Genomic DNA, 19668 nt, shown 5'->3' with positions numbered 1-19668 from the left:
GTCCTATATACCCCCATAGGGTATAGTTTTCAAGAGCCGGAGACGTCGATGACCAAAGCCGAACATTCTGTTCATGGCGACACTGCAGCGAAGTCCGCCTGCTGCGGCGGCCATGATCACTCAGGCCACGGCCATCAGCATCACGCCGACACCAGCCATCAGGCGGACGATACGGTTCGCGTGCTCGACCCCGTTTGCGGCATGAAGGTCGACCCTGCGACCAGCAAGCACCGCTTCGACACTCGCGGCGAGACTTTCCATTTCTGCTCGGCCCGCTGCCGCACCAAGTTTGCGGCCGATCCGGTTTCCTATCTCGAGAAAGACTCTAAGCCGAAGGCCGCCGTGCCCGAAGGCGCGATCTATACCTGCCCGATGCATCCGGAGATCCGCCAGGTCGGGCCCGGAAGCTGCCCGATCTGCGGCATGGCGCTGGAGCCGGAGGTCGCGAGCCTCGACGATGCCCCCAATCCGGAACTCAAGGACATGACGCGCCGGTTCTGGATCGGTCTCGTGCTCGCGGTGCCGGCGGTGGCTCTGGAGATGGGCGGGCATCTGGTCGGCGGGCATGGCCTGATCGAGCCAGCGCTATCGAACTGGATTCAGTTCGCCTTCGCGACCCCCGTGGTGCTGTGGGCCGGCTGGCCGTTTTTCGTACGCGGCTGGCAATCGCTGGTGACGCGCCATCTCAACATGTTCACGCTGATCGCGATCGGCACCGGCGTGGCGTATTTCTACAGCGTCGTGGCGACGGTCGCGCCGGGAATTTTTCCGGAAACCTTCCGCAGCCATGGCGGCGCAGTCGCGGTCTATTTTGAATCGGCCGCCGTCATCACCGTGCTGGTGCTGCTGGGCCAGGTGCTCGAACTGCGCGCCCGCGAGGCGACGTCGGGGGCGATCAAGGCGCTGCTGCAGCTCGCGCCGAAAACCGCGCGGCGGATCGGCCAGGATGACACCGACCAAGAGGTCGAGATCGACAGCCTCGCGGTCGGCGATCGCCTGCGCGTGCGGCCCGGTGAAAAAGTACCGGTCGACGGCGTCATCCTCGAAGGCCGCTCGGCGCTCGATGAATCGCTGGTGACCGGCGAATCCATGCCGGTCACCAAGGAGAGCGGCGACAAGGTCATCGCCGGCACGCTGAACCAGTCCGGCGGCTTCGTCATGCGTGCCGACAAGGTCGGCCGCGACACGCTGTTGTCGCAGATCGTCCAGATGGTGGCGGACGCGCAACGCTCGCGCGCGCCGATCCAGCGGCTCGCCGATCAGGTCGCAGGCTGGTTCGTGCCGACGGTGATTGCCGTGGCGCTGCTGGCGTTCGCCGCCTGGGCCTGGTTCGGACCGGAGCCGCGCATGGCGTTCGGCCTGGTCGCGGCCGTCAGCGTGCTGATCATCGCCTGCCCCTGCGCGCTCGGCTTGGCCACCCCGATGTCGATCATGGTCGGCGTCGGCCGCGGCGCGCAGGCCGGCGTGCTGATCAAGAACGCCGAGGCGCTCGAGCGCATGGAAAAGATCGACACGCTGGTGGTCGACAAGACGGGAACGCTGACCGAAGGAAAGCCAAAAGTCGTCGGCGTGGTGACAACCGATGCGTTCGAAGTCGCCGATGTCGTAAGATTCGCGGCGAGTGTGGAACGCGCCAGCGAACATCCGCTGGCCGACGCCATCGTGCGGGCGGCGATGGAACGCAATCTCGAATTGGGCAAGGTCGAGGAATTCGATTCTCCGACTGGCAAGGGCGCTACCGGCAAGGTTGACGGCAAGGCCATTGTGCTCGGCAATGCGAATTACCTGACCTCGCTCGGTATCGACACCAGTTCGCTGCAGGCGCAAAGCGAGCTGCTGCGCCGCGACGGCGCCACCGTCATCAACGTCGCGGTTGATGGCGAGCTGGCCGCACTGTTCGCGATCGCCGATCCCATCAAGGCGTCGACACGAGATGCGCTGAAGGCGCTGGCCGCCGAAGGCATCAAGGTCATCATGCTGACCGGCGACAACAAGACCACCGCGAACGCGGTGGCGCGGACGCTTGGCATCGACGATGTCGAGGCCGAAGTGCTGCCCGATCAGAAAAGCGCTGTTGTCGCGAAGCTGCAGAAGAGCGGCAAAATCGTCGCGATGGCCGGCGACGGCGTCAACGACGCGCCGGCGCTGGCTGCGGCCGAAGTCGGCATCGCGATGGGGACCGGTACCGACGTCGCGATGGAAAGTGCGGGGATCACGCTGCTCGGCGGCGATCTCGGCGGCATCGTCCGGGCGCGAAAACTGTCGCAGGCGACGATGCGCAATATCCGCCAGAACCTGTTCTTCGCGTTCATCTATAACGCGGCCGGCATCCCGATCGCTGCGGGCATTCTCTATCCAACGTTCGGCCTGCTGCTATCGCCGATCCTCGCCGCCGCCGCGATGGCGCTGTCCTCGGTCAGCGTGGTCGGCAACGCACTGCGCTTGCGAGTGACGCGGCTCTAGGCCGCCTTCGCTGCCGTGCCACGCGGCAATCCCGCACGCGCCATGCCGCCGTAGAGCGCCTCGCCGGGCATTTCCGATTTCAGGATCGAGCGCACCGCGACCAGTTTCTCGATATCGATGCCGGTCTTGAAACCCTTGCTCTCGCACAGGAACGCGAGATCCTCGAACACGACATTGCCGGTCGCGCCCGGCGCGAACGGGCAGCCGCCGAGACCGCCGAGCGAGCCGTCGAGCACGCGTGCGCCGGCATCGAGCGCCGCCGACGCATTCGCGATGCCCATGCCGCGGGTGTCGTGCAGGTGAATGCAGATCGGCTTGTTCCCCGCAATCTTCACCGCGCCAGCGGTCAGTTCGCCGACCTGCTTCGGCCCGGCAAAGCCGACGGTATCGGCGATCGCGACCATGTCGACGCCGGCCTCGAACAGTTTTTCCGTGATTCGCAGCACTTCCACAGGGTCAACGGCGCCGACGATCGAGCAGCCCAGCGCCATCGAGACCGCGGCGTTGATAATCGGCTTGTGTTCGCTGGCATCGCGCAATTCGCACAGCCGCTTGACGTTGGCGATCGCCGATTCGCGCGTGCGATTGGCGTTGGCCTGGCTGTGTTCCTCGGTGGCCGAGACTACCGTCGCCACTTCGGCAACGCCTGAGGCCAGCGCCTCGTTGACGCCGCGCTCGTTCAGCGTCAGCGCAATGCCGTAGGCGCCGGGCAGAGCGCCGACCGTCTGGATGATCTCGCGCACGTCGACGAATTGCGGAAAGGTCTTGGCAGGTAGAAACGAACCAACCTCGAAATGCCGCACGCCCGCGGCATACTCCTCGCGGATCCAGCGCTGCTTGGCGGCGGTGGACGGAAACGTCTTCACCAGTTGCAGGCCGTCGCGCAGGCCCACTTCGCGCAGGATCACTCTGTTGTCGGGATAGACGTCTTGAAGACGGGTCATGATGGCCTCACGCAGCGTTGTCGGTTGAGGAAAGTTTGTCGAGTTCGGCGCGAACGGCGTCGGTATCGGCGCCCAGCACCGGCACTTTCAGCCCTTCGCCGATATTGCCGCCGTTCCATTCGATCGGCAACGCGGGAACGCGGAACGGCGCGCCATTGGCGTTGAAATTCTGCACCAGCCCGCCGGGTCGCAGCACATGCGGATCCGTTAGCAGGTCCTCAGGGCGGTTGATCGGCGAGAAACAGATATTCAGCTCATCGAGCTTGGCCGACAGATCGGCCATCTTCCATTGCCTGACCACCTCGGCGACGCGCGGAATGATCCGCCCGCGGGCCAGAATGCGGTCCGTGGTGTTGCGCAAGCTCGGGTCGTCCGCAAATTCCTTCAACCCGAATTCCTTGCAGAAGGTCCACCAGTGACCCTCGGTGACGACGCCGATGAAGATGCGGTCGCCTTCGGCGGTATCGAAAATATCGTAGATCGGCCACGCATGCTCGCGCTCCGGCATCGAGCGCGGCTTGTTGCCGGTCATTTCATATTCGACCATGTGCTGGGCGACCAGGAACAGGCAGTTTTCGAACAGTCCGATGCGGATGTCGGCACCGTTCTTGTGGCCCCCGCGTTTCTGATAGAGCGCGGCCAGGATCGAAATCGCGCCGAACATCCCGCCCATGATGTCGTTGGCGGAGGAACCGACGCGCTGCGGCTTGTCGCGCGTGCCGGTCATGGCGGCGAGCCCCGACATCATCTGCACGACCTCGTCGAGCGCCGGGCGATGCTCGTAGGGGCCGGACAGAAAACCCTTGTGGCCGGCCACGATCAGGTGCGGATGCTTGCGGCGCAGTTCCTCGGGGCCGAGCCCCTGCTTGTCGAGCTGGCCGTCGCGAAAGTTTTCCAGGAAGACGTCGGCGCTGGCGAGCAGCCGGTCCATAGTTTCGCGGTCTTCAGGCTTGTTGAAATCGAGCACGATGCTGCGTTTGCCGCGGTTGAACAGCGGGAAGAACGCGGTACCCATGCCGCCGAGCGAGCGGGTCTTGTCGCCGGCCGGCGGCTCGACCTTGATGATCTCGGCACCCAGCTGCGCGAGAACCATGCCGCAGGTCGGGCCCATCACCATATGGGTCATTTCGACGACCCTTACGCCCTCAAGCGGCAGTCCCGTCCCGGTCATCGCGCATCTCCCGTCCCGATTGGCTCTTTGACCCTACGCTTAAGGCTTCACACGCCATCTGAAAAATATAATCTGTCGAATAGTGCATTCGTCCTTCTAGAACGCAAACTCCCATGGATTCGCGCCAGCTTCGCTATTTCATCGCCGTTTACGAGCAGCGCAACCTGTCGCGGGCGGCGGACCAGGCCAATGTGGCCCAATCCGCGCTCAGCCATCATATATCCAACCTCGAATCCGAATTCGCAATGCCGCTGTTCGAACGCAAGCCGCGCGGCATGGAACCGACCGCAGCCGGCGAACGGCTCTACGAGCACGCCCGTATCATCCTGCGCGCGATGGCCGCGGCCGAACGCGAAATCAAGCAGGGCGGCAGCGTCATCGCCGGCGACATCTCGATCGGCATGGCCAATTCCGGGGTCAAGGCGATCGGCGTCCCGCTGATGCGCACCGTTCTCACCAAATATCCCGATCTGAAACTGTCGCTGACCGAAAGCCTGTCGGGCGCAACGCTGCTGCATCTGATGGCCTCCGAGGTCGATCTCGCGCTGGTCTACAATCCGCCGTCGGAAAAGGACCTGGTCGCGGAAGCCGTGCTGGAAGAGCAGATGTTCTGCGTCGGCACCGCCAAGCTGGTCGGCAAGAGCAAGGCGCCGATCACCTTCGAGGAGTTGACGCGACTGCCGCTGATCCTGTTGCGGCACGGGCTGTCCTCGCGCGCTTTGCTCGACGACCCCGTGCTGCTGAAGCGGCTGGAGGCCAATGCGATCCTGCATCTCAATTCGATCTCCGGCATGTCAGGCGCCCTGCTGGCGGGACTGGGCTGCGGCATCGCGACCAAGCTGTTCGCGCAGGAACAGCTTGCCGCCGGCACCCTGGTGGCGCGGGAAGTGATCGAGCCGAAGCTGACCCGCACGCTCTATCTGTGTCGTTTGCGCAACCGTCCCATGACCTATGTGATGGAGGAAATGCGCCGCCTGATGCTGGCGCTGATCGCCGAACAGGTCGGGCGCGGCGCCTGGGAAGCGACGCTTTTGATCTGAGTTCGAAATTATCGAACATTCCAATCGATATGTTCGTCTGGATTTCTGGCTCGCAAGCGCCAAACATGCTCCAGTAGCGTTTTCACGCGAAGTGGATACCGGTTCGCGTCAAGAAAACGCGTCAAAATATGTCGGCACCAACGTCTTCCAAGAAAGACGGCCAAAGGACCTTCAGGGGAGGACATCATGAGTGCGCTCGAAATCGACGCCGGCACCCGGCTTGCGGCCAATAGCGGCGGCGCGGACGCGATATCGCAGCGGCTCGAGGCCCTGCCGGCCTCCTCCTATGTCTGGAAACTCGTGATCCTGCTGTCGCTCGGCGGCTGCTTTGAGATCTACGACCTGTTCTTCACCGGCTATATCGCGCCGGGCCTGACCCGCAGCGGCCTCCTGACCACGACGACCCAGGCCTTTTTCGGCTTTTCGGGCATCGGCGCGTTCGTCGCCGCGACCTTTGCCGGGCTGTTCGCCGGCACGTTCTTCCTGGGCTTTCTCGCCGACCGTTTCGGGCGGCGCGCGATCTTCACCTACGCGCTATTGGGCTATTCGGCGGCGTCGGTGATCATGGCGTGCCAGTCGACATCCGAAGGACTGCTGCTGTGGCGCTTCATCGCCGGCATCGGCATCGGCGTCGAGATCATCACCATCGACGCCTACATCACCGAACTGGTGCCGAGCCGGATGCGCGGCCGTGCGTTTGCGGTCAACCAGTCCGTGATGTTCATTGCTGTGCCGATCGTGGCCTTTCTCTCCTGGTGGCTGGTGCCGCTCAAACCCTATGGCATCGATGGCTGGCGCTGGGTGGTCTTGATCGGCGTCGCCGGGAGCATGGTGATCTGGGTGCTGCGGCTCTACGTGCCGGAAAGCCCGCTCTGGCTGGCGCGCCACGGCCGGACCGATGAGGCCCTCAAAATTCTGGCAAAACTGGAAGCCGCCGCCGGTCGCGCCACGGCGCGTCCGAAAGCGGCACCGAGCATGGTGCCCGCGAGTGCACCCGTGAAGGTCGGCTTCAGCGACCTGTTCCGGGCGCCCTATTTGCCGCTGGTCGTGATGTTCATGGTGTTCAACTTCTGCCAGGCGTTCGGCTTCTACGGCTTTGCCAACTGGGTGCCGACGCTGCTGGTCGAAAAGGGCATCACCGTCACCAAGAGCCTGGAATATTCCTTCATCGTGGCCTTCGCCTATCCGATCGCGCCGCTGCTGGCCGCAAGCTTCGCCGACAAGCTCGAGCGCAAATGGATCATCTGCGGCGCCTGCGTCGCGATCATCCTGTTCGGGGCTGCGTTCTCGCAACTGACGGCGCCGGCGCTCCTGATCCTGAGCGGCGTGCTGCTCACGGCTGCGAACATGACGATGTCCTACGCCTATCACGCTTATCAGACCGAGGTGTTCCCGACCGCGATCCGCGCGCGGGCATCGGGGCTGGTCTATTCGATGAGCCGGGTCAGCGCGATGTTCTCGGGCTTCATCGTCGCTTACATGCTGAAGGTGGGCGGCGTCGGCGGCGTGTTCGGCCTGATCACCTCGGCCATGATCCTGGTCCTCATCGTGATCGCGACCTTCGGCCCCAACGTGCGCGGCAAGCCGCTCGACGCCTGAACGCGCATGATCCGGAAAAGTGGATTCCGGTTTTCCGACAAGATCATGCGCCAAAAAAGTGCAGAGACCAGAAGCTGGCTTATCAGCTTGTGATCTCCCTCTTGCCGAAGGGCTTGTCTTAACCCTTGCGCATCTCTACCTCTCGCGAGGGTTTTTCGAGGAGAGGTAGAACCGCCATGTTGGACGCCGCCGTCAAGGCGCTATCGCAGATCCTGTCGCCACCGATGCGTTCCATCCTGTGGCGCTCGATCGGGCTGGCGCTGGTGATGATCACGGTGCTGGCGATCGGGCTGCAGCGGCTGCTGAGCTGGTTCGCCGAATACGGCGAAGGCTGGGCCGAAGCGATGCTGGGCCCGGGCTTTCATACCCCGCTCAACGTGCTGGCCTGGATCGTCTCGATCGCGGCAGGCCTTGGCGTCGTGCTCGGAGGTATCTTTTTAATGCCGGCGATTACCTCGCTGGTCGCCAGCGTGTTCGTCGACGACGTCGCCGACCATGTCGAGCGTGAACATTATCCGGCAGAGCGCCCCGGCACTGCACTGCCGCTCGGCGTCGCAATCCCCGAGGGCGTCAAGACCGCGCTGCTGACGATCCTGGTCTATCTGGTCGCGCTGCCCTTTGTGCTGTTCGCCGGTGCCGGCTTCCTGATTTTCTTCATCGCCACCGCTTGGCTGTTGGGGCGCGAATATTTCGAACTCGCGGCCATGCGGTTCCGCTCGCCGGCGGAAGCCAAGGCGATGCGCAAGGACAATGCCGCCACCGTATTCACCGCCGGGCTGATTATCGCAGCCTTCGTGTCGATCCCAATCGTCAACCTGGCGACGCCTTTGTTCGGCATGGCCTTGATGGTTCACATGCACAAGCGATTGAGCGGCCCGCGGCCGGAACTGATCGAACCGAGACGGCAGAGCGGCGTGCCGACGATCTAGCTAGTTCTTCGTAGCTACAATTTCGATCTCTACCAGCATCGCCGGGTGCACCAAATCGCAAATGACGAGCGTGGACGCTGGGCGTACCTCGCCCATCACTTCCAGGAAAACGGCGCGATACGCGGAAACGTAATTTCGATCGACAACATAACCGGTGACCTTAACCACGTCGGTCAACGTCATTCCGGCCTCATTGAGCAGGACCTCGATTTGCGTCCAGGCCTTCCGCGCCTGGATTTCGAAGTCTCCGATCACGTCGCCCTGACCGGCGACGTAGAGTGTGGGACCGGGAACCTCAACCAAGACCGCTTGACTGAAGTGTGCGAAGCGCCTGGCACCCTCCGGATCGAGCTTTCGTACCGCCACTGCACGCTCCTGTTTGCACACAAAAGGGCGCCCGCCGGCCATGTTTGGCTGATCGCATCCCCGCAGACTAACGAATTACCTAGGGTAGGCTCAGTAGACAAGTCGAGACATTCTTGAACCCGCACTTGACATTTTTCATCGTCCCATTCGTTCGTCTGAGAGACCGGGGACATGCGCTATTCCAGATTGACCGTCGACGGGTCATGTTCTTACAGAATCAAGCCGCCGTTTTCGACCTCCCTGCACGTTGGTCCGGGAAAATTCGGAGTGCTACGTCGTCAAGGACACCAACGTGCGTAACCTTGGCGTGGCTTTATTGCCGCGACGACGCGCAGCGCTACAGTTTCGGCGTTGGCAAGCTTTCGTCGGATGAAGCGCGCCGGACTAGCCGCCACCATCAAGGCACGATGGATTTGCGAACAGGGCATCAGCAGTTGAAAGAAAAACTCGGACTTGATCACTTCGAGGGACGATCCTGGCAATGTCTTCATCGTCACGCATTGATGACCATGATCGCCTACGCCTTCCTGCAACATCGTCACCTCACACAAGCGGGGCGAAAAAAAGAATCAACCGACCGCCGCCTCAGCCTAGCCTGCCGGCCGCCACGCCATCGTCGATCTCATTCTTCGACCACTATCTCAGCAATGCCCACACTGCCGAAGACGAAGCCGTGAAAAACAGTGGCGTGGGTAAATCTGCCAAAGTAGTGCTAGGTCGTGGACTCATAGAGCTGTCGCTTCAACTCTGACACGTAGTCTCGCTTCATCCCCGAAAGCGGACAAAGGAACCCCGCCGGTGGCAGTCCGCTAAGTGCCATGAACGGAAGTGACGTCGCGACCGCATTGGCACCATTGGCGGGATTCTTCCTTATAGGCCGAGTTGCCGATCACCAGCGCAATGCGCTTGTCGGCATAGGCTTCGTGGGCGCAAAGTGACAGGGCGGTCACGAACAGCAATATCCGTATATATATATATACCACGCATCGATCTTCAGCTCTAGTTGCAAACTTCATTTTGGCCCGAACCACCGTTAGAACCGTGACCTGATGTGCCGGGTCTGTTTTGCTCGATCCGGCACCCTTTCTGAACCGGACGACATCCCTGCATCGAACAAATGATTTGTCCCGACGCCTGTGGCTTCGCCGGTGCAGCTTCGTTCTGCTTGCGCTCGGCATCGCGCTTCGGCACAGCGTCTTCGCGTTTGGCGACCGGCTTCTCCGGCAGCTTCTCGCATTCATTGTCCTCGTTGACGCGGAAGCCGGCCTTGCAGGTGATCTTCACGCAGCGATCGCCATCGGCGCGGAAGCCGCGCTCGCAAATCAGCGGGCAAACGCGCGCCGTCTTGCTCTTGACGGCATCGAGTGCATCGACGCTCGCAAGCTTGGCCTCCAGCTTCAAACCTGCGTGCTTGTTGAACAGATCGAGCGACCGCTGCGAGGCCGCATTCCAGTTGCCGTCCACCGCACCCGTGTTGCAGCCAACCCGCCGCAGCTCGGCCTGGAGCGACCGGGGGAGATCGACCGCCTTCGGCTGATCGGATTTTTCAGCCGGCGGCGTTAACGCTGCGACCTTGTCGTCCTTTATTTCTTGTTCAGCGGCAGCCCTTGCATCCGCCGCGGCTTTGGCCGTTTCGGCGGCCTTCAGGCGAGCGGCTTCTGCTATCTTGGCCTCTTCGGCCGCCTTGACGCGTTGAGCTTCCTTCTCAGCGGCCTTCGCAAGCGCTGTGGCCTTTACGCGCTCGGCTTCTGCCACCTTGGCTTCCTCGGCCTTCTTGGTAAGTTCAGCGGCAACCTGCGCCTTCTCAGCCGCTTTCGCCTTTTCAGCGGCCTTTGCCTGTTCGGCGGCTTTGGCGCCTTCGGCGGCAAGCCGCATTTGCTCCTCCTGGGCTGCTTTTGCCTTGTTCGTGGCTTCGACCCGCGCGGCTTCCGCTGCAAGCTTGTCACGCTGCGCTTTGGCAAGTGCGGTAAAGAAACCTGAAGGATACTTCTCGATGAAGGCATCCCATACGGGCTTTGTCCCGACCCGGTCAGCGAATTCATAGTCGCGCCGCATGGTGGCGTCTTGGTCGACCGGCGCAGCGACAGCCGCTGGCGCCGCCGGCACAAGCGTTACGTCGTTGCCGCCCAACGAACCATAAACGAACGGCTCTTGCGCATTATTGGTCGCTTTCAAGACATCGTCACGGACAAATCCGAACGCCTTGCGAAGATCGAGGCCGGGTTTGGTCAGGTGATTGACCAGCGCCGTCGCAAACGGGCTGTTCTTGCTGTCACCATCAGACGCCGTCGAACCCGCCTTGGCGGCAAACGCGATCATCGTGTTAGGACTGGAAGGCTCGACCTTGGCGAGGCCGCGCCCGATCGCGCGCGACGCAATCGTTCGCTTCATGTTTTTAGCGAACGGGTTGTCCCGGCAGGCATCGAGGATAACAAGCCGCAATTGCTTCGCCGGTTCAATCGCTACCAGGACGCGGTCCAGCGGCAGCGTCTCGTCCAAGACGTCTGTATCCGTCTCGAGCGTGGCGTCGACCGGAATGAGATAATTCGTGCCATCAAGCTCGATGCCGTGTCCGGCATAGTAGACAACGGCGACATCTGCGTCCCGGCTCCTGTTGCCGAAGTCGCGCAGTGCCTTGCGCAATTCGCCCACGGTTAGGTTGAGCTTGGACTCGACCGTGTCGAAGCCTGCCGACTTGAACATCGTGGCAACGGCCGCTGCATCGTTCGCGGGATTACTGAGCTTGGCCACGTTCCGATAGGAAGAGTTGCCGATCACCAGTGCGACGCGCTTTTCAGCCAAAGCAGGCTGGCTAAAAAGCCAGAACGAACAAACAGCTAATACAAATGCCCCCACGGCGCGCATCGGCAAATTTCCAAATCAGCAATAGGCTACCAGTCTAGCCGACCATAACAAAACCCAACCCGAAATCGTCTGTGACTACGATCACACTCGGTGTTGAGACAGTCCGCTGTGGGTCCAATAGGCGACGTGTCTTTGCGCGAGTCACCGCGGCGCTTCACAATTTTGCGCTGCGTGGGGCGGTGGCGACTAGCTCTATCCATCGGCGAACAAGGCGAGTTCCCGAAACCCGAGGGTACGGCCGGTGAATCTCGTGGTTCCCCGGCCCGAGTAAAGTCAAGGTTTCTCCGCCTTTTGGACCTCGATAGAGGGTACTCCCGACAAGACCACTAAGAGGAGGCATCTCCCAATGCGGATCAAAGACGGTTTTAATCCGGACCATCGTTTGCCTCGCTTTCTCGCCGATGAACCTGAGCAGCAGGTTATGGGGAAAGCTTGGGACAGAGCTGTTATCTCGTCCCGCGTCCTCAATGCGAGTATTTGGGCTGCAGCGGCGGCAGCGCTGGGTATTGCGATTCTATCGATGGGAAATCCAGTGACGCTCTTTGCGGACGTCACGGCTTCCATAGCGGACGTCAAGGCTTCGCTGGTCGACAAATCGGCGCTCCAGCCTGGCACCGATCAGTCAGCGCCAACAATTCAATCTACCGCCGATGTTCAGGCTTTGTCGCCGACCGCAAAGGACGCGCCACCCCGCGAAGAAATTGCTGCCGCCTCTGAACCCGCCGGTCAGAGTCAGACGCAGAGTCAGACGGAAAATAGTGAGCCAGCATCTGAAGGCCTGTTTAGGCAATTCCAGGCTTGGGCGGCCGAGAAAGATGCGCAGGTCGGCCCCGTACAGTCTGTTCAGGATGCCCCGGCACAGGTTCTGCAAAATGACCGACCACAGGTTGCGGAAGATACCCGAGCATCTCTCCGGCCCATGCAAAAGCACCGACACGTCCGGCACACCCTTAATGCACGGGCAGAGATGCGGCCCGAGCACAATCCCCGAAAGAAAGTCCGGCGGGAGCAAAATTCACGGGTACAGGACCCGCCCGCACGTGAGGCCCGAGCACAGGAACAGGGCCAGGTTGTGCAAAATGTCCAGGCGCCGTCGTTCCTGCAAACCTTCGGTTGGCGCAATTAGGCCTAGCAGGAAGTAACTTTGTCCGAGCCTCCTTTGCTATGCCCCGCACGCGGGCGGCCGCTGCTACAGGCGCAGCAAAGGCAGAGAGCTGATCACCCACCGGTTAAACTTAAACTCTGGACCGGAATGCCCGCAATGGGTCCAGAAACGGAAGTCAGCCTCAACAGGATTGAGCATCCGGTTTGCGCTTGAGAGCGGACATTGCGGGTTCAGGAGTACACGGCCTAGAGCGCTTGGCCGCTCTAGTCTTGCGCATCCCGCTCGCGCACGAATGGCACCAGCAGCACGCCGACAACCGCCACGCAGGCGAGCATCGCCCAGGCCTCGTTGACGCAGAGCGCCAGCGACGCTTTCTCGACCAGCGGCCGGACGAACGCGATGGCGGCCTCGTCGGGCGGTCCCGGCGGCCGGTTGGCGACTAGCGCCGGATCGAGCCCGATCGCGATGGCCGCAGTGAGGTCACCCGCCAGCAGGCGAACGCGAAAGTCCTCGGCATAGATGCCGCTGCGGCCATACAGGATGGTGTCGATCAGCGCGATGCCGATGGCGCCGCCGAGATTGCGCATCAGGTTGAACAATCCGCTGGCGTCCGCGACTTCGGATGGCGGCAGCGCGCCGAGCGCGATGCGGGTCGGCGGCAGCAGGCAAAACATGATGGCGATGCCCCGCAGGATTTGCGGCCAGAGCATTTCGTCAAAGTCGGCCGTACGCGGCTGATTGGCGCTCAGGCCAAGCCCGAGCGCGAACAGGGCAAAGCCGGCGCCGGTCAGCCACCGTGCGCCGAGCCGGCTCTCCAGCAAAGCGGCGACCGGCGCTGCGGCGAGTTGCGCGACCCCGGTCACCAGCATGATGGTGCCGATTTCGAACGCGTCATGGCGGCGCACGAAAGCGAGAAACACCGGCATCAGGTAGACCGAGCCGAACAGCCCGACGCCGAGACAGAAGCTCAGGCCGCAACCGATCGCAAACGAACGCCGCCGCAGCGTCGCGAGCTGCACCACCGGATGCGCCGAACGCAGCGAGCGGCGCACGAACCAGGCTATGCCGACCGCACTCGCCAGCAGCAGGCAAACGCAGGTGGGCGACAGCCAGCCGCGCTGCGGCGCTTCCTTCAACCCGATCTGGAGCGCGGCAAGCGCCGCGGCGAGCAGCACCAGCGAGAGGCCGTCCAGCGTCGCGAGTTCGCCGAAATTGGTCTCCTGCCGCGGCAACAGCAACGGCGTCACCAAGGCTGCGATCAATCCCGGAACAACATTGATCAGGAACAGCCACGGCCACGACCAGTTGTCCGTGATCCAGCCGCCGACGACGGGCCCGACCGTCGGCGCCATCACCGCGACGACGCCGCCGATGGTGGTGGCAACGGCGTGAAGCCGCGCCGGAAACAGCAGGAATACCGCGGAGAATACCGCAGGGATCAGCACGCCCCCGGAAAAACCCTGCGCCACCCGGTAAGCCAGCAGCTCGGCCAGCGAGCCTGAGAAGGCGCATCCGACCGATGCCAGCGTGAACAACGCGACCGCCACGGCGAACAACCCCCGCAAGGTGAGCACGCGCGTGAACAAGCCGGTCAGAGGAATCGCGATGACCTCCGCGATCAGATAGGCGGTCTGGATCCAGCTCATGGCATCCGGGGAGATGGCCAGCTCACGCTGGATCGTCGGCAACGACGTCGCCACCACCTGGACGTCGAGAATGGCCATGAACATGCCAAGGCACATCAGCAGAAAGCCGGCCCAGGTTCGAATCGACGGCGTGATCTCCGGCGTGCCCGACCAAAACTCCTGCCGCCCGCTCATGAAGCGGCGCGTGCGAGCTGGCCGCGCAGGGAAGAAAGCGCGCGTGCCTCGGCACGTGTCCGGATCCAGAGCACAACAGCGTTCAGCACTGTGAAGACCAGCGCCGTGACCGGCAGATGCAGCGCTAAGGGAAGCAGCGCAATCTCGCCGGCGACGACGGCATAATTGGGATGCGAAAAATACCGGTAAGGCCCGGACACGACCAGCGGCTCGCCCGGCAGCACGATGATGCGCGTGGTCCACCGCGACCCCAGCGTTGCCAGAATCCACAGCCGCAAGCCCTGCAGCGCGACGAAGCCGGCAAGTGCCGTGAGATTGACAGGCTGGTCGCGTCCCCACACCCACAAGGCCATCAGCCACGCCGCATGGACCGACACCAGCAGTGGATAATGCCTCGCGCCGACCTCGATCGCGCCGCGTGCCAGCAATTTTGCGGTGTTGTGGCGCGCCAGCGCGAGCTCGCCCAGGCGCTGCAGCGTGACCACGGCGAGAATGATGGCAGCGAAACTCATGATGCGTGCCGCAGCGCGACGCAGCTTGCGGTGAATCCGGGCCCGAGCGCCGTTAGCAGCGACCGCGGCGGCAACCCCTGTGCGCGCGTGCGTTCCAGCACGAACAGGACGGTCGGCGACGACATGTTGCCGTAATCGGCAATGACCTCGCGCTCGTGGTCGAGCGCGCCCTGGTGAAGCGAGAGCGCCTGCTCCAGGGCATGGATCACCTTGGTCCCGCCGGGATGGCAAATGAAACGATCGATATCGTCGACCGAAAGCTCCATACGCAACAGCATCTCGGCCACGGCGGGCCGCATATGTTCGGCAACGAAGCCTGGAATCGTCCGCTGGAAAATGACGCCAAATCCTTCGGGGTCGACGCTCCAGCCCATGATGTCGAGCGTATCCGGCCACAGTTTTTCGCCTGATGCCTCGATCCGGGTTGCGCCGCCATCACCCGCGCGCAGCACGACCGCCGCGGCGCCATCGCCGAACAGGCTGGCGGCGACGACGTTCGCCTTGGTCAATTCGTCATGACGTACCGCAAGCGTGCAGAGCTCGAGCGCGACCAGCAGCACATTGGTGCCGGGCCGCGCCTGCGCCAGCCTTGCGGCGATCGACAGCCCCGACACGCCGCCGGCGCAGCCCAGACCGAACACCGGAACGCGCGAGACATCCGGGCGCAAGCCGAGTTTGCCGGCGACGCGCGCCTCCAGCGTCGGCGTCGCAATCCCCGTCGAACTCACCGTGACGACCGTATCGATATCGCCGGCCGAGAGGCCGGCACCCGCCATCGCCTTGCCCGCGACATCGATGAACAGCGTTTCGGCGCCTTCCAGGAAAGCCTGTGTCCGCTCCGGCCAGCCGCGTCGCTCGAGATACCATTCGATCGGCTTGACGCCGTAACGGTGGCGGATGCCGGTATTGGCAAACAGGCTCGAAAGCGTTTCGAACTCCGGGTAACGATCGGTCAGGACGTCACGCGCGGCCGCAAGGATTTGCTTCTGGTGAAATTGATATGGCGGAACCGAGGTCGCCAAAGAAATCAACGCGGCCGTGTCACCCATGTCGCTGTCCCTGCCTCTGGCCCAAGAACATGAACCGTTTGGCGGGACGATTATTTCGCCAGCGGCGATCGTCGAACGCTCCGGGCATTCAAGATAAGTTGAATGCCGCCGGTCGAGATCTCCGACCATCCTGCAGGAAATGGCGGCGCGTTGATGACGGTCCGTCCGCCGTTACGACACGGGCACGCCGCATTTCCGCAGCAGGCTTTTCGCAAAGCCGAACGGCGCCGGCGTGAACGGGCCTGGCGGCGCGCGGGTGATCAGGGCGGTGCAGCCGAGGGCGGCCATCGCCAGCCAGAAGCACAGCCAGAAGCCGTCGATATAAGCGAGCGTGTTGGCCTCGCGCGCGACTTGCGCCGAGAGCGTTCCCACCGCGCGCGCCGGCGCAGTCCCCACGCCGTGGCTGGCAAAGAAATTCGACAGCTTCTGGAGCATGCGGGTGACGTCGCCGCTGCCATTTTCGATATGCGAACCCAGATAATTGGAGTGGATCTGTTCGCGCACGCGCAGCCAGGTTCCCATCAGGGCGACGCCGATCTCGGCGCCGCCGAGCCGCATGATCTGGATATAGGCCGCGAACGAGGTCGCGCGGGTGGGATCGGAATTCGACAGCGCCATGATGATGATCGGCAACAGTGTGAGCGCCTGACCGACCGACGTCAGGAGCACGATCCCGACAAAATCCTCCCGCGCCCAATCGTGACTGAGCTGCGTGCCCCAGAGATTGGCCGCCGCGAACGCCGAAAATCCCAGCACCACCACGGTGCGGGCGTCGAAATGGCGCAGCAGATAGATCGCGAACGGCACCAGCGCGAACATCGGCAGCGCGCCATAGGTGAACAACAGCACGCCGGTCTGCTCGGGCCTGAGCCCTCCAACCACCGAGAGAAAATTCGGCACCAGCGACGAGTTGCATAGGCTGGTCAGGGTATAGAGCAGGATGATGACCAGCGAGAGGCCGACATTGCGCGAAAACAGCACGTTGATGTGCGCCCAGGGTTGCGGCGCCAGCATCTCGTTGACCAGGAACAGAATGAACAGCACACCGCCACCGAGCAACAGCGCCATCACCGTACCGGATTCCAGCCAATCCAGCCGGTTGCCCTGATCGAGCCCGGCATAGATCATCGACACCGCCGTGCCGAGCAGCAACATACCGCCCCAGTCGGCATCTCGCAGCAGCGCGCGATTGACGGGCTCGCTGGGCGTACCGAGATAGACCATCAGGCCCATCAGCGGCGCGATCACGACACCCTGCCAGTACAGCCATTGCCAGCCCCAATGCTCGACATAGAAGCCGACCAGCGAGGTCGAAGTATCGAGCGCGAAGCCGACGCGGATGGAATAGATCGCGATCGCCGGCAGCCACCAGCGCATCGGCAGGTTTCGGAACACGATCATCAGCGTCGCCGGCACGAAGGTGCCGAGCAGCATGCCATGCACGATGCTGAGCGCGATCAACGTGGGATAGTCGTGGACGAACGGGATCGTCAGCGAGACCAGCGCATAGACCAGGCTGGGTATACCGAGCACGCGGCGCAGGCCGAACACGGTCGCCAGCCACGCCACCGCCGGCGCAATGAAGATCTGCGAGCCGATGCCGGCGGTCGAGAGCCACGCGCCCTCGTCGAACCCCAGTGAAAACGCGCCGCGCAGATCCGCGAGGCCAACCGAGGTCAGGCGGCTGTCGAAATTGGCCAGAAAGGATCCAAGCAGCACTGCACCGACCGCGAACAGCGGTTGGGGAGCAATGCCGCCGCGCGACAGCGGCCCGCGATCGGCGCCGTCATTTTCCGCCATCCGTCCCCGCATCCCCGGTGTGGATATTGGTGACAACAGACATGCCCGGCAGCAGGCGCTCGAGCAGCGGCTGGTTCTTGTCGAGGATGATCCGGACCGGAACGCGCTGCACCACCTTGGTGAAATTGCCGGTGGCGTTGTCCGGTGGCAGCAGCGCGAATTGCGATCCGGAGGCCGGAGAAACCCGCTCGACGCGGCCGTGCAGTTTCTCGTCCGGGAAACTGTCGACGGTGATGTCGACGGGCTGGCCCGGTTTGACCCGCGTCAACTGAGTCTCCTTGTAATTGGCGATCACATAGACGTTCGGCAGCGGCACGACGTTGATGAGACTGCTGCCGATATTGACATAGTCGCCCGGCTGAACCTGGCGTTCGCCGACGACGCCATCGAACGGTGCTACGATCTTGGTGTAGCCGAGCTTGAGCCGTGCCGCCGATAATGCGGCCTGCGCGCCCAGCACGTCGGCGGCGCGCTGCTTCTTGGTTCCGGCCAGCACTTCCATCTGGTGCTTTTGCGCGGCGATGACGGCGCGGCTGGCGCGCACGTCGGCCTGCGCCTTGGCATAGGCAGCCGTCGCCTGTTCGAACTTCTGCCGCGTGCCGGCTTCGGTCTGTGACAGCGACTGCTGGCGTTCCTGTTCCTGGCGCGCCTGAACCTCTTCGGCAGCGGCGGAGACCTGGGCCGCTTCGGCCTGCGCGATGGTGGCGTATTGCAGCTCGACCTGGTTGCTCAGATTGTCGAGGGCGGCTTGCGCGGCCGCGACGGCGGCATCGGCCTGGGCGACCTGGGCCTGGTAGTCGGCGGGATCGATCTGGATCAGGAGATCGCCGGCCTTGACGCGCTGGAAATCATTGGCGGCGACGGTCAAAACCTCGCCGGCAACCCGGCTGCTCAGCCGCGTCATCTCGGCGCGAACATAGGCGTCGTTGGTGGTCTGGGTCGTGGCGTTACCGACCCAGGCATCCCAGCGCAACGTCGCCAGCGCGATGAAGAGGAAGGCCACCAGCACCGCGAACAGTGGAATCGCAAACCGGCTCCACGCGCCGCGCTGAAGTGCTGCCGCGCGGGCTGCGGCAACCGCCGCCGCGGTTTGCGAGGGCGCTGTGGCGGCCGGAGCCGACGGTGCCGGGCTGGTCTGATCCTGCTGACTCAAGCTATCCCCCTCAAATCAGGTTCTTCCTCGCGAGAATGACGACGCTTCGCGACGTAACGATGAGCATGCCTCAGACCGTCTTTTCCGGCCAGCGGCAAAGATCGTTGATCAGACATACGTCGCAGCGGGGTTTGCGGGCCAGGCAGATATAGCGCCCGTGCAGAATCAGCCAGTGATGGGCATGCAGCATGAATTCGGACGGAATGACCTTTTCCAGCCCGAGCTCGACCGCGAGCGGCGTATCGCCCGGCGCCATCCCGGTGCGGTTGCCGACGCGGAATACGTGGGTATCCACCGCCATGGTGTGTTCGCCGAAGGCCATGTTGAGCACGACGTTGGCGGTCTTGCGCCCGGCGCCGGGCAGGCTCTCGATCTCGGCGCGGGTGCGCGGCACCTCGCCACCGAATTCGGCGATCAGTTTTTCCGACAGCGCTATGACGTTCTTGGCCTTGTTGCGATAGAGCCCGATGGTCTTGATGTAATCGCGCACGGTCTCCTCGCCGAGCGCGAGCATCTTCTGCGGCGTGTCGGCAACCGCGAACAGCGCGCGCGTCGCCCGGTTGACGCCGGCGTCGGTTGCCTGTGCCGACAGCACCACGGCCACCAGCAGCGTATAGGGATTGAGATGTTCGAGTTCGCCCTTCGGCTCCGGATTGGCTTTCCGGAAACGGCTGAAGGCCTCATAGACCTCGGCCGCGGTCCACGGTCTCGGCTTGGCCAATTTTTGGGCTGGCTTTTTTGCCGCCGGTTTGGGCAGCGGTTTGGCAGGTTTTTTCGCCGGCTTTTTCGGCGCGGATCGAACCGCCGGTTTTTGGGCGCGTTGGGAACGGATGCTTTTGGCCATGATCCGGG

16 protein-coding genes and 1 pseudogene are annotated in these 19668 nt (G+C 63.1%); 6 read left to right on the top strand and 11 right to left on the bottom strand.

The window, feature by feature from the left end; genetic code table 11:
- Positions 1-48 precede the first annotated feature (48 nt).
- On the top strand, positions 49-2463 hold the full coding sequence (locus tag BLR13_RS18090) for a heavy metal translocating P-type ATPase (RefSeq protein ID WP_074820982.1): 2415 nt from the start codon (positions 49-51) through the stop codon (positions 2461-2463).
- Here BLR13_RS18090 and BLR13_RS18085 read toward each other — a convergent pair.
- Together BLR13_RS18085 and BLR13_RS18080 are read right to left on the bottom strand one after the other, a co-directional pair.
- Positions 2460-3407, bottom strand: a complete 948-nt coding sequence (locus BLR13_RS18085) for a hydroxymethylglutaryl-CoA lyase (RefSeq protein WP_074820985.1) — start codon at positions 3405-3407, stop codon at positions 2460-2462. The genes BLR13_RS18090 and BLR13_RS18085 overlap by 4 nt on opposite strands.
- Positions 3408-3414: 7 nt before the next feature.
- Positions 3415-4578 carry a CaiB/BaiF CoA transferase family protein gene (locus BLR13_RS18080; protein WP_074820988.1) on the bottom strand — a complete coding sequence of 388 codons (1164 nt, stop codon included), beginning with the start codon at positions 4576-4578 and terminating at the stop codon, positions 3415-3417.
- Between the two features lie 113 nt (positions 4579-4691).
- Between BLR13_RS18080 and BLR13_RS18075 the strand changes: the two genes are divergently transcribed.
- The 3 genes from BLR13_RS18075 (at position 4692) to BLR13_RS18065 (ending at position 8146) form a co-directional block, all read left to right on the top strand.
- Positions 4692-5618: a LysR family transcriptional regulator gene (locus BLR13_RS18075; RefSeq protein WP_074820991.1), complete on the top strand. Its 927-nt coding sequence runs from the start codon at positions 4692-4694 to the stop codon at positions 5616-5618.
- 186 nt (positions 5619-5804) lie between these two features.
- On the top strand, positions 5805-7217 hold the full coding sequence (locus BLR13_RS18070) for an MFS transporter (protein ID WP_074820997.1): 1413 nt from the start codon (positions 5805-5807) through the stop codon (positions 7215-7217).
- Positions 7218-7393: 176 nt separating this feature from the next.
- The gene (locus BLR13_RS18065) at positions 7394-8146 is read left to right on the top strand and encodes a sulfate transporter family protein (protein ID WP_074821000.1); all 753 of its coding nucleotides are present in this window, start codon (positions 7394-7396) and stop codon (positions 8144-8146) included.
- Here BLR13_RS18065 and BLR13_RS18060 read toward each other — a convergent pair whose 3' ends face one another.
- Positions 8147-8512, bottom strand: coding sequence for a RidA family protein (locus BLR13_RS18060; protein WP_074831382.1), 366 nt, complete (start codon positions 8510-8512; stop codon positions 8147-8149).
- 384 nt (positions 8513-8896) lie between these two features.
- Between BLR13_RS18060 and BLR13_RS18055 the strand changes: the two are divergent.
- Positions 8897-9189, top strand: a pseudogene (locus tag BLR13_RS18055) (IS701 family transposase); the annotation flags it as partial.
- A gap of 132 nt (positions 9190-9321) precedes the next feature.
- Here the strand turns inward: BLR13_RS18055 and BLR13_RS40210 are convergent.
- Together BLR13_RS40210 and BLR13_RS18050 are read right to left on the bottom strand one after the other, a co-directional pair.
- Positions 9322-9462 carry a hypothetical protein gene (locus BLR13_RS40210; protein ID WP_157793708.1) on the bottom strand — a complete coding sequence of 47 codons (141 nt, stop codon included), beginning with the start codon at positions 9460-9462 and terminating at the stop codon, positions 9322-9324.
- Positions 9463-9511: 49 nt separating this feature from the next.
- Complete coding sequence (locus BLR13_RS18050) at positions 9512-11377, bottom strand: caspase family protein (protein ID WP_074821003.1); 1866 nt, start codon at positions 11375-11377, stop codon at positions 9512-9514.
- 346 nt (positions 11378-11723) lie between these two features.
- On the opposite strand from BLR13_RS18050, the gene BLR13_RS18045 reads away from it, so the two are divergent.
- Positions 11724-12503 (top strand): hypothetical protein, encoded by a 780-nt coding sequence (locus tag BLR13_RS18045; protein ID WP_074821006.1) that lies wholly within the window; start codon positions 11724-11726, stop codon positions 12501-12503.
- A gap of 242 nt (positions 12504-12745) precedes the next feature.
- Here BLR13_RS18045 and BLR13_RS18040 read toward each other — a convergent pair whose 3' ends face one another.
- The 6 genes from BLR13_RS18040 to nth all read right to left on the bottom strand — a co-directional run bounded on the left by BLR13_RS18040 (position 12746) and on the right by nth (position 19660).
- Positions 12746-14302: a DHA2 family efflux MFS transporter permease subunit gene (locus BLR13_RS18040; protein WP_171944953.1), complete on the bottom strand. Its 1557-nt coding sequence runs from the start codon at positions 14300-14302 to the stop codon at positions 12746-12748.
- Complete coding sequence (locus BLR13_RS18035; RefSeq protein ID WP_074821010.1) at positions 14299-14814, bottom strand: isoprenylcysteine carboxyl methyltransferase family protein; 516 nt, start codon at positions 14812-14814, stop codon at positions 14299-14301. Before BLR13_RS18035 ends, BLR13_RS18040 begins: the two co-directional genes overlap by 4 nt.
- Complete coding sequence (locus BLR13_RS18030; protein WP_074821016.1) at positions 14811-15863, bottom strand: type III polyketide synthase; 1053 nt, start codon at positions 15861-15863, stop codon at positions 14811-14813. The genes BLR13_RS18035 and BLR13_RS18030 overlap by 4 nt, the downstream gene beginning before the upstream one ends.
- 171 nt (positions 15864-16034) lie before the next feature.
- Entirely contained in the window at positions 16035-17663 is a 1629-nt protein-coding gene (locus BLR13_RS18025) for an MFS transporter (protein WP_074821019.1), read from the bottom strand.
- Positions 17650-18687: an HlyD family secretion protein gene (locus tag BLR13_RS18020; RefSeq protein ID WP_433994283.1), complete on the bottom strand. Its 1038-nt coding sequence runs from the start codon at positions 18685-18687 to the stop codon at positions 17650-17652. Before BLR13_RS18020 ends, BLR13_RS18025 begins: the two co-directional genes overlap by 14 nt.
- A gap of 199 nt (positions 18688-18886) precedes the next feature.
- The gene (gene nth / locus BLR13_RS18015) at positions 18887-19660 is read right to left on the bottom strand and encodes an endonuclease III (RefSeq protein WP_074821025.1); all 774 of its coding nucleotides are present in this window, start codon (positions 19658-19660) and stop codon (positions 18887-18889) included.
- Positions 19661-19668: the final 8 nt, after the last annotated feature.

This window comes from Bradyrhizobium ottawaense (genome assembly GCF_900099825.1).
GTDB classification, from domain to species: Bacteria; Pseudomonadota; Alphaproteobacteria; order Rhizobiales; family Xanthobacteraceae; genus Bradyrhizobium; species Bradyrhizobium ottawaense_A.
This window is presented reverse-complemented; position numbering and strand designations above follow the sequence as displayed.

What these genes read in the sequence shown, in the direction of transcription:
- BLR13_RS18090 (WP_074820982.1), top strand. Translation starts at nt 49, where the DNA reads ATGACCAAAGCCGAACATTCTGTTCATGGCGACACTGCAGCGAAGTCC.
- BLR13_RS18085 (WP_074820985.1), bottom strand. Translation starts at nt 3,407, where the DNA reads ATGACCCGTCTTCAAGACGTCTATCCCGACAACAGAGTGATCCTGCGC.
- BLR13_RS18080 (WP_074820988.1), bottom strand. Translation starts at nt 4,578, where the DNA reads ATGACCGGGACGGGACTGCCGCTTGAGGGCGTAAGGGTCGTCGAAATG.
- BLR13_RS18035 (WP_074821010.1), bottom strand. Translation starts at nt 14,814, where the DNA reads ATGAGTTTCGCTGCCATCATTCTCGCCGTGGTCACGCTGCAGCGCCTG.
- BLR13_RS18040 (WP_171944953.1), bottom strand. Translation starts at nt 14,302, where the DNA reads ATGAGCGGGCGGCAGGAGTTTTGGTCGGGCACGCCGGAGATCACGCCG.
- BLR13_RS18030 (WP_074821016.1), bottom strand. Translation starts at nt 15,863, where the DNA reads ATGGGTGACACGGCCGCGTTGATTTCTTTGGCGACCTCGGTTCCGCCA.
- BLR13_RS18050 (WP_074821003.1), bottom strand. Translation starts at nt 11,377, where the DNA reads ATGCGCGCCGTGGGGGCATTTGTATTAGCTGTTTGTTCGTTCTGGCTT.
- BLR13_RS18045 (WP_074821006.1), top strand. Translation starts at nt 11,724, where the DNA reads ATGCGGATCAAAGACGGTTTTAATCCGGACCATCGTTTGCCTCGCTTT.
- nth (WP_074821025.1), bottom strand. Translation starts at nt 19,660, where the DNA reads ATGGCCAAAAGCATCCGTTCCCAACGCGCCCAAAAACCGGCGGTTCGA.
- BLR13_RS18075 (WP_074820991.1), top strand. Translation starts at nt 4,692, where the DNA reads ATGGATTCGCGCCAGCTTCGCTATTTCATCGCCGTTTACGAGCAGCGC.
- BLR13_RS18070 (WP_074820997.1), top strand. Translation starts at nt 5,805, where the DNA reads ATGAGTGCGCTCGAAATCGACGCCGGCACCCGGCTTGCGGCCAATAGC.
- BLR13_RS18025 (WP_074821019.1), bottom strand. Translation starts at nt 17,663, where the DNA reads ATGGCGGAAAATGACGGCGCCGATCGCGGGCCGCTGTCGCGCGGCGGC.
- BLR13_RS18065 (WP_074821000.1), top strand. Translation starts at nt 7,394, where the DNA reads ATGTTGGACGCCGCCGTCAAGGCGCTATCGCAGATCCTGTCGCCACCG.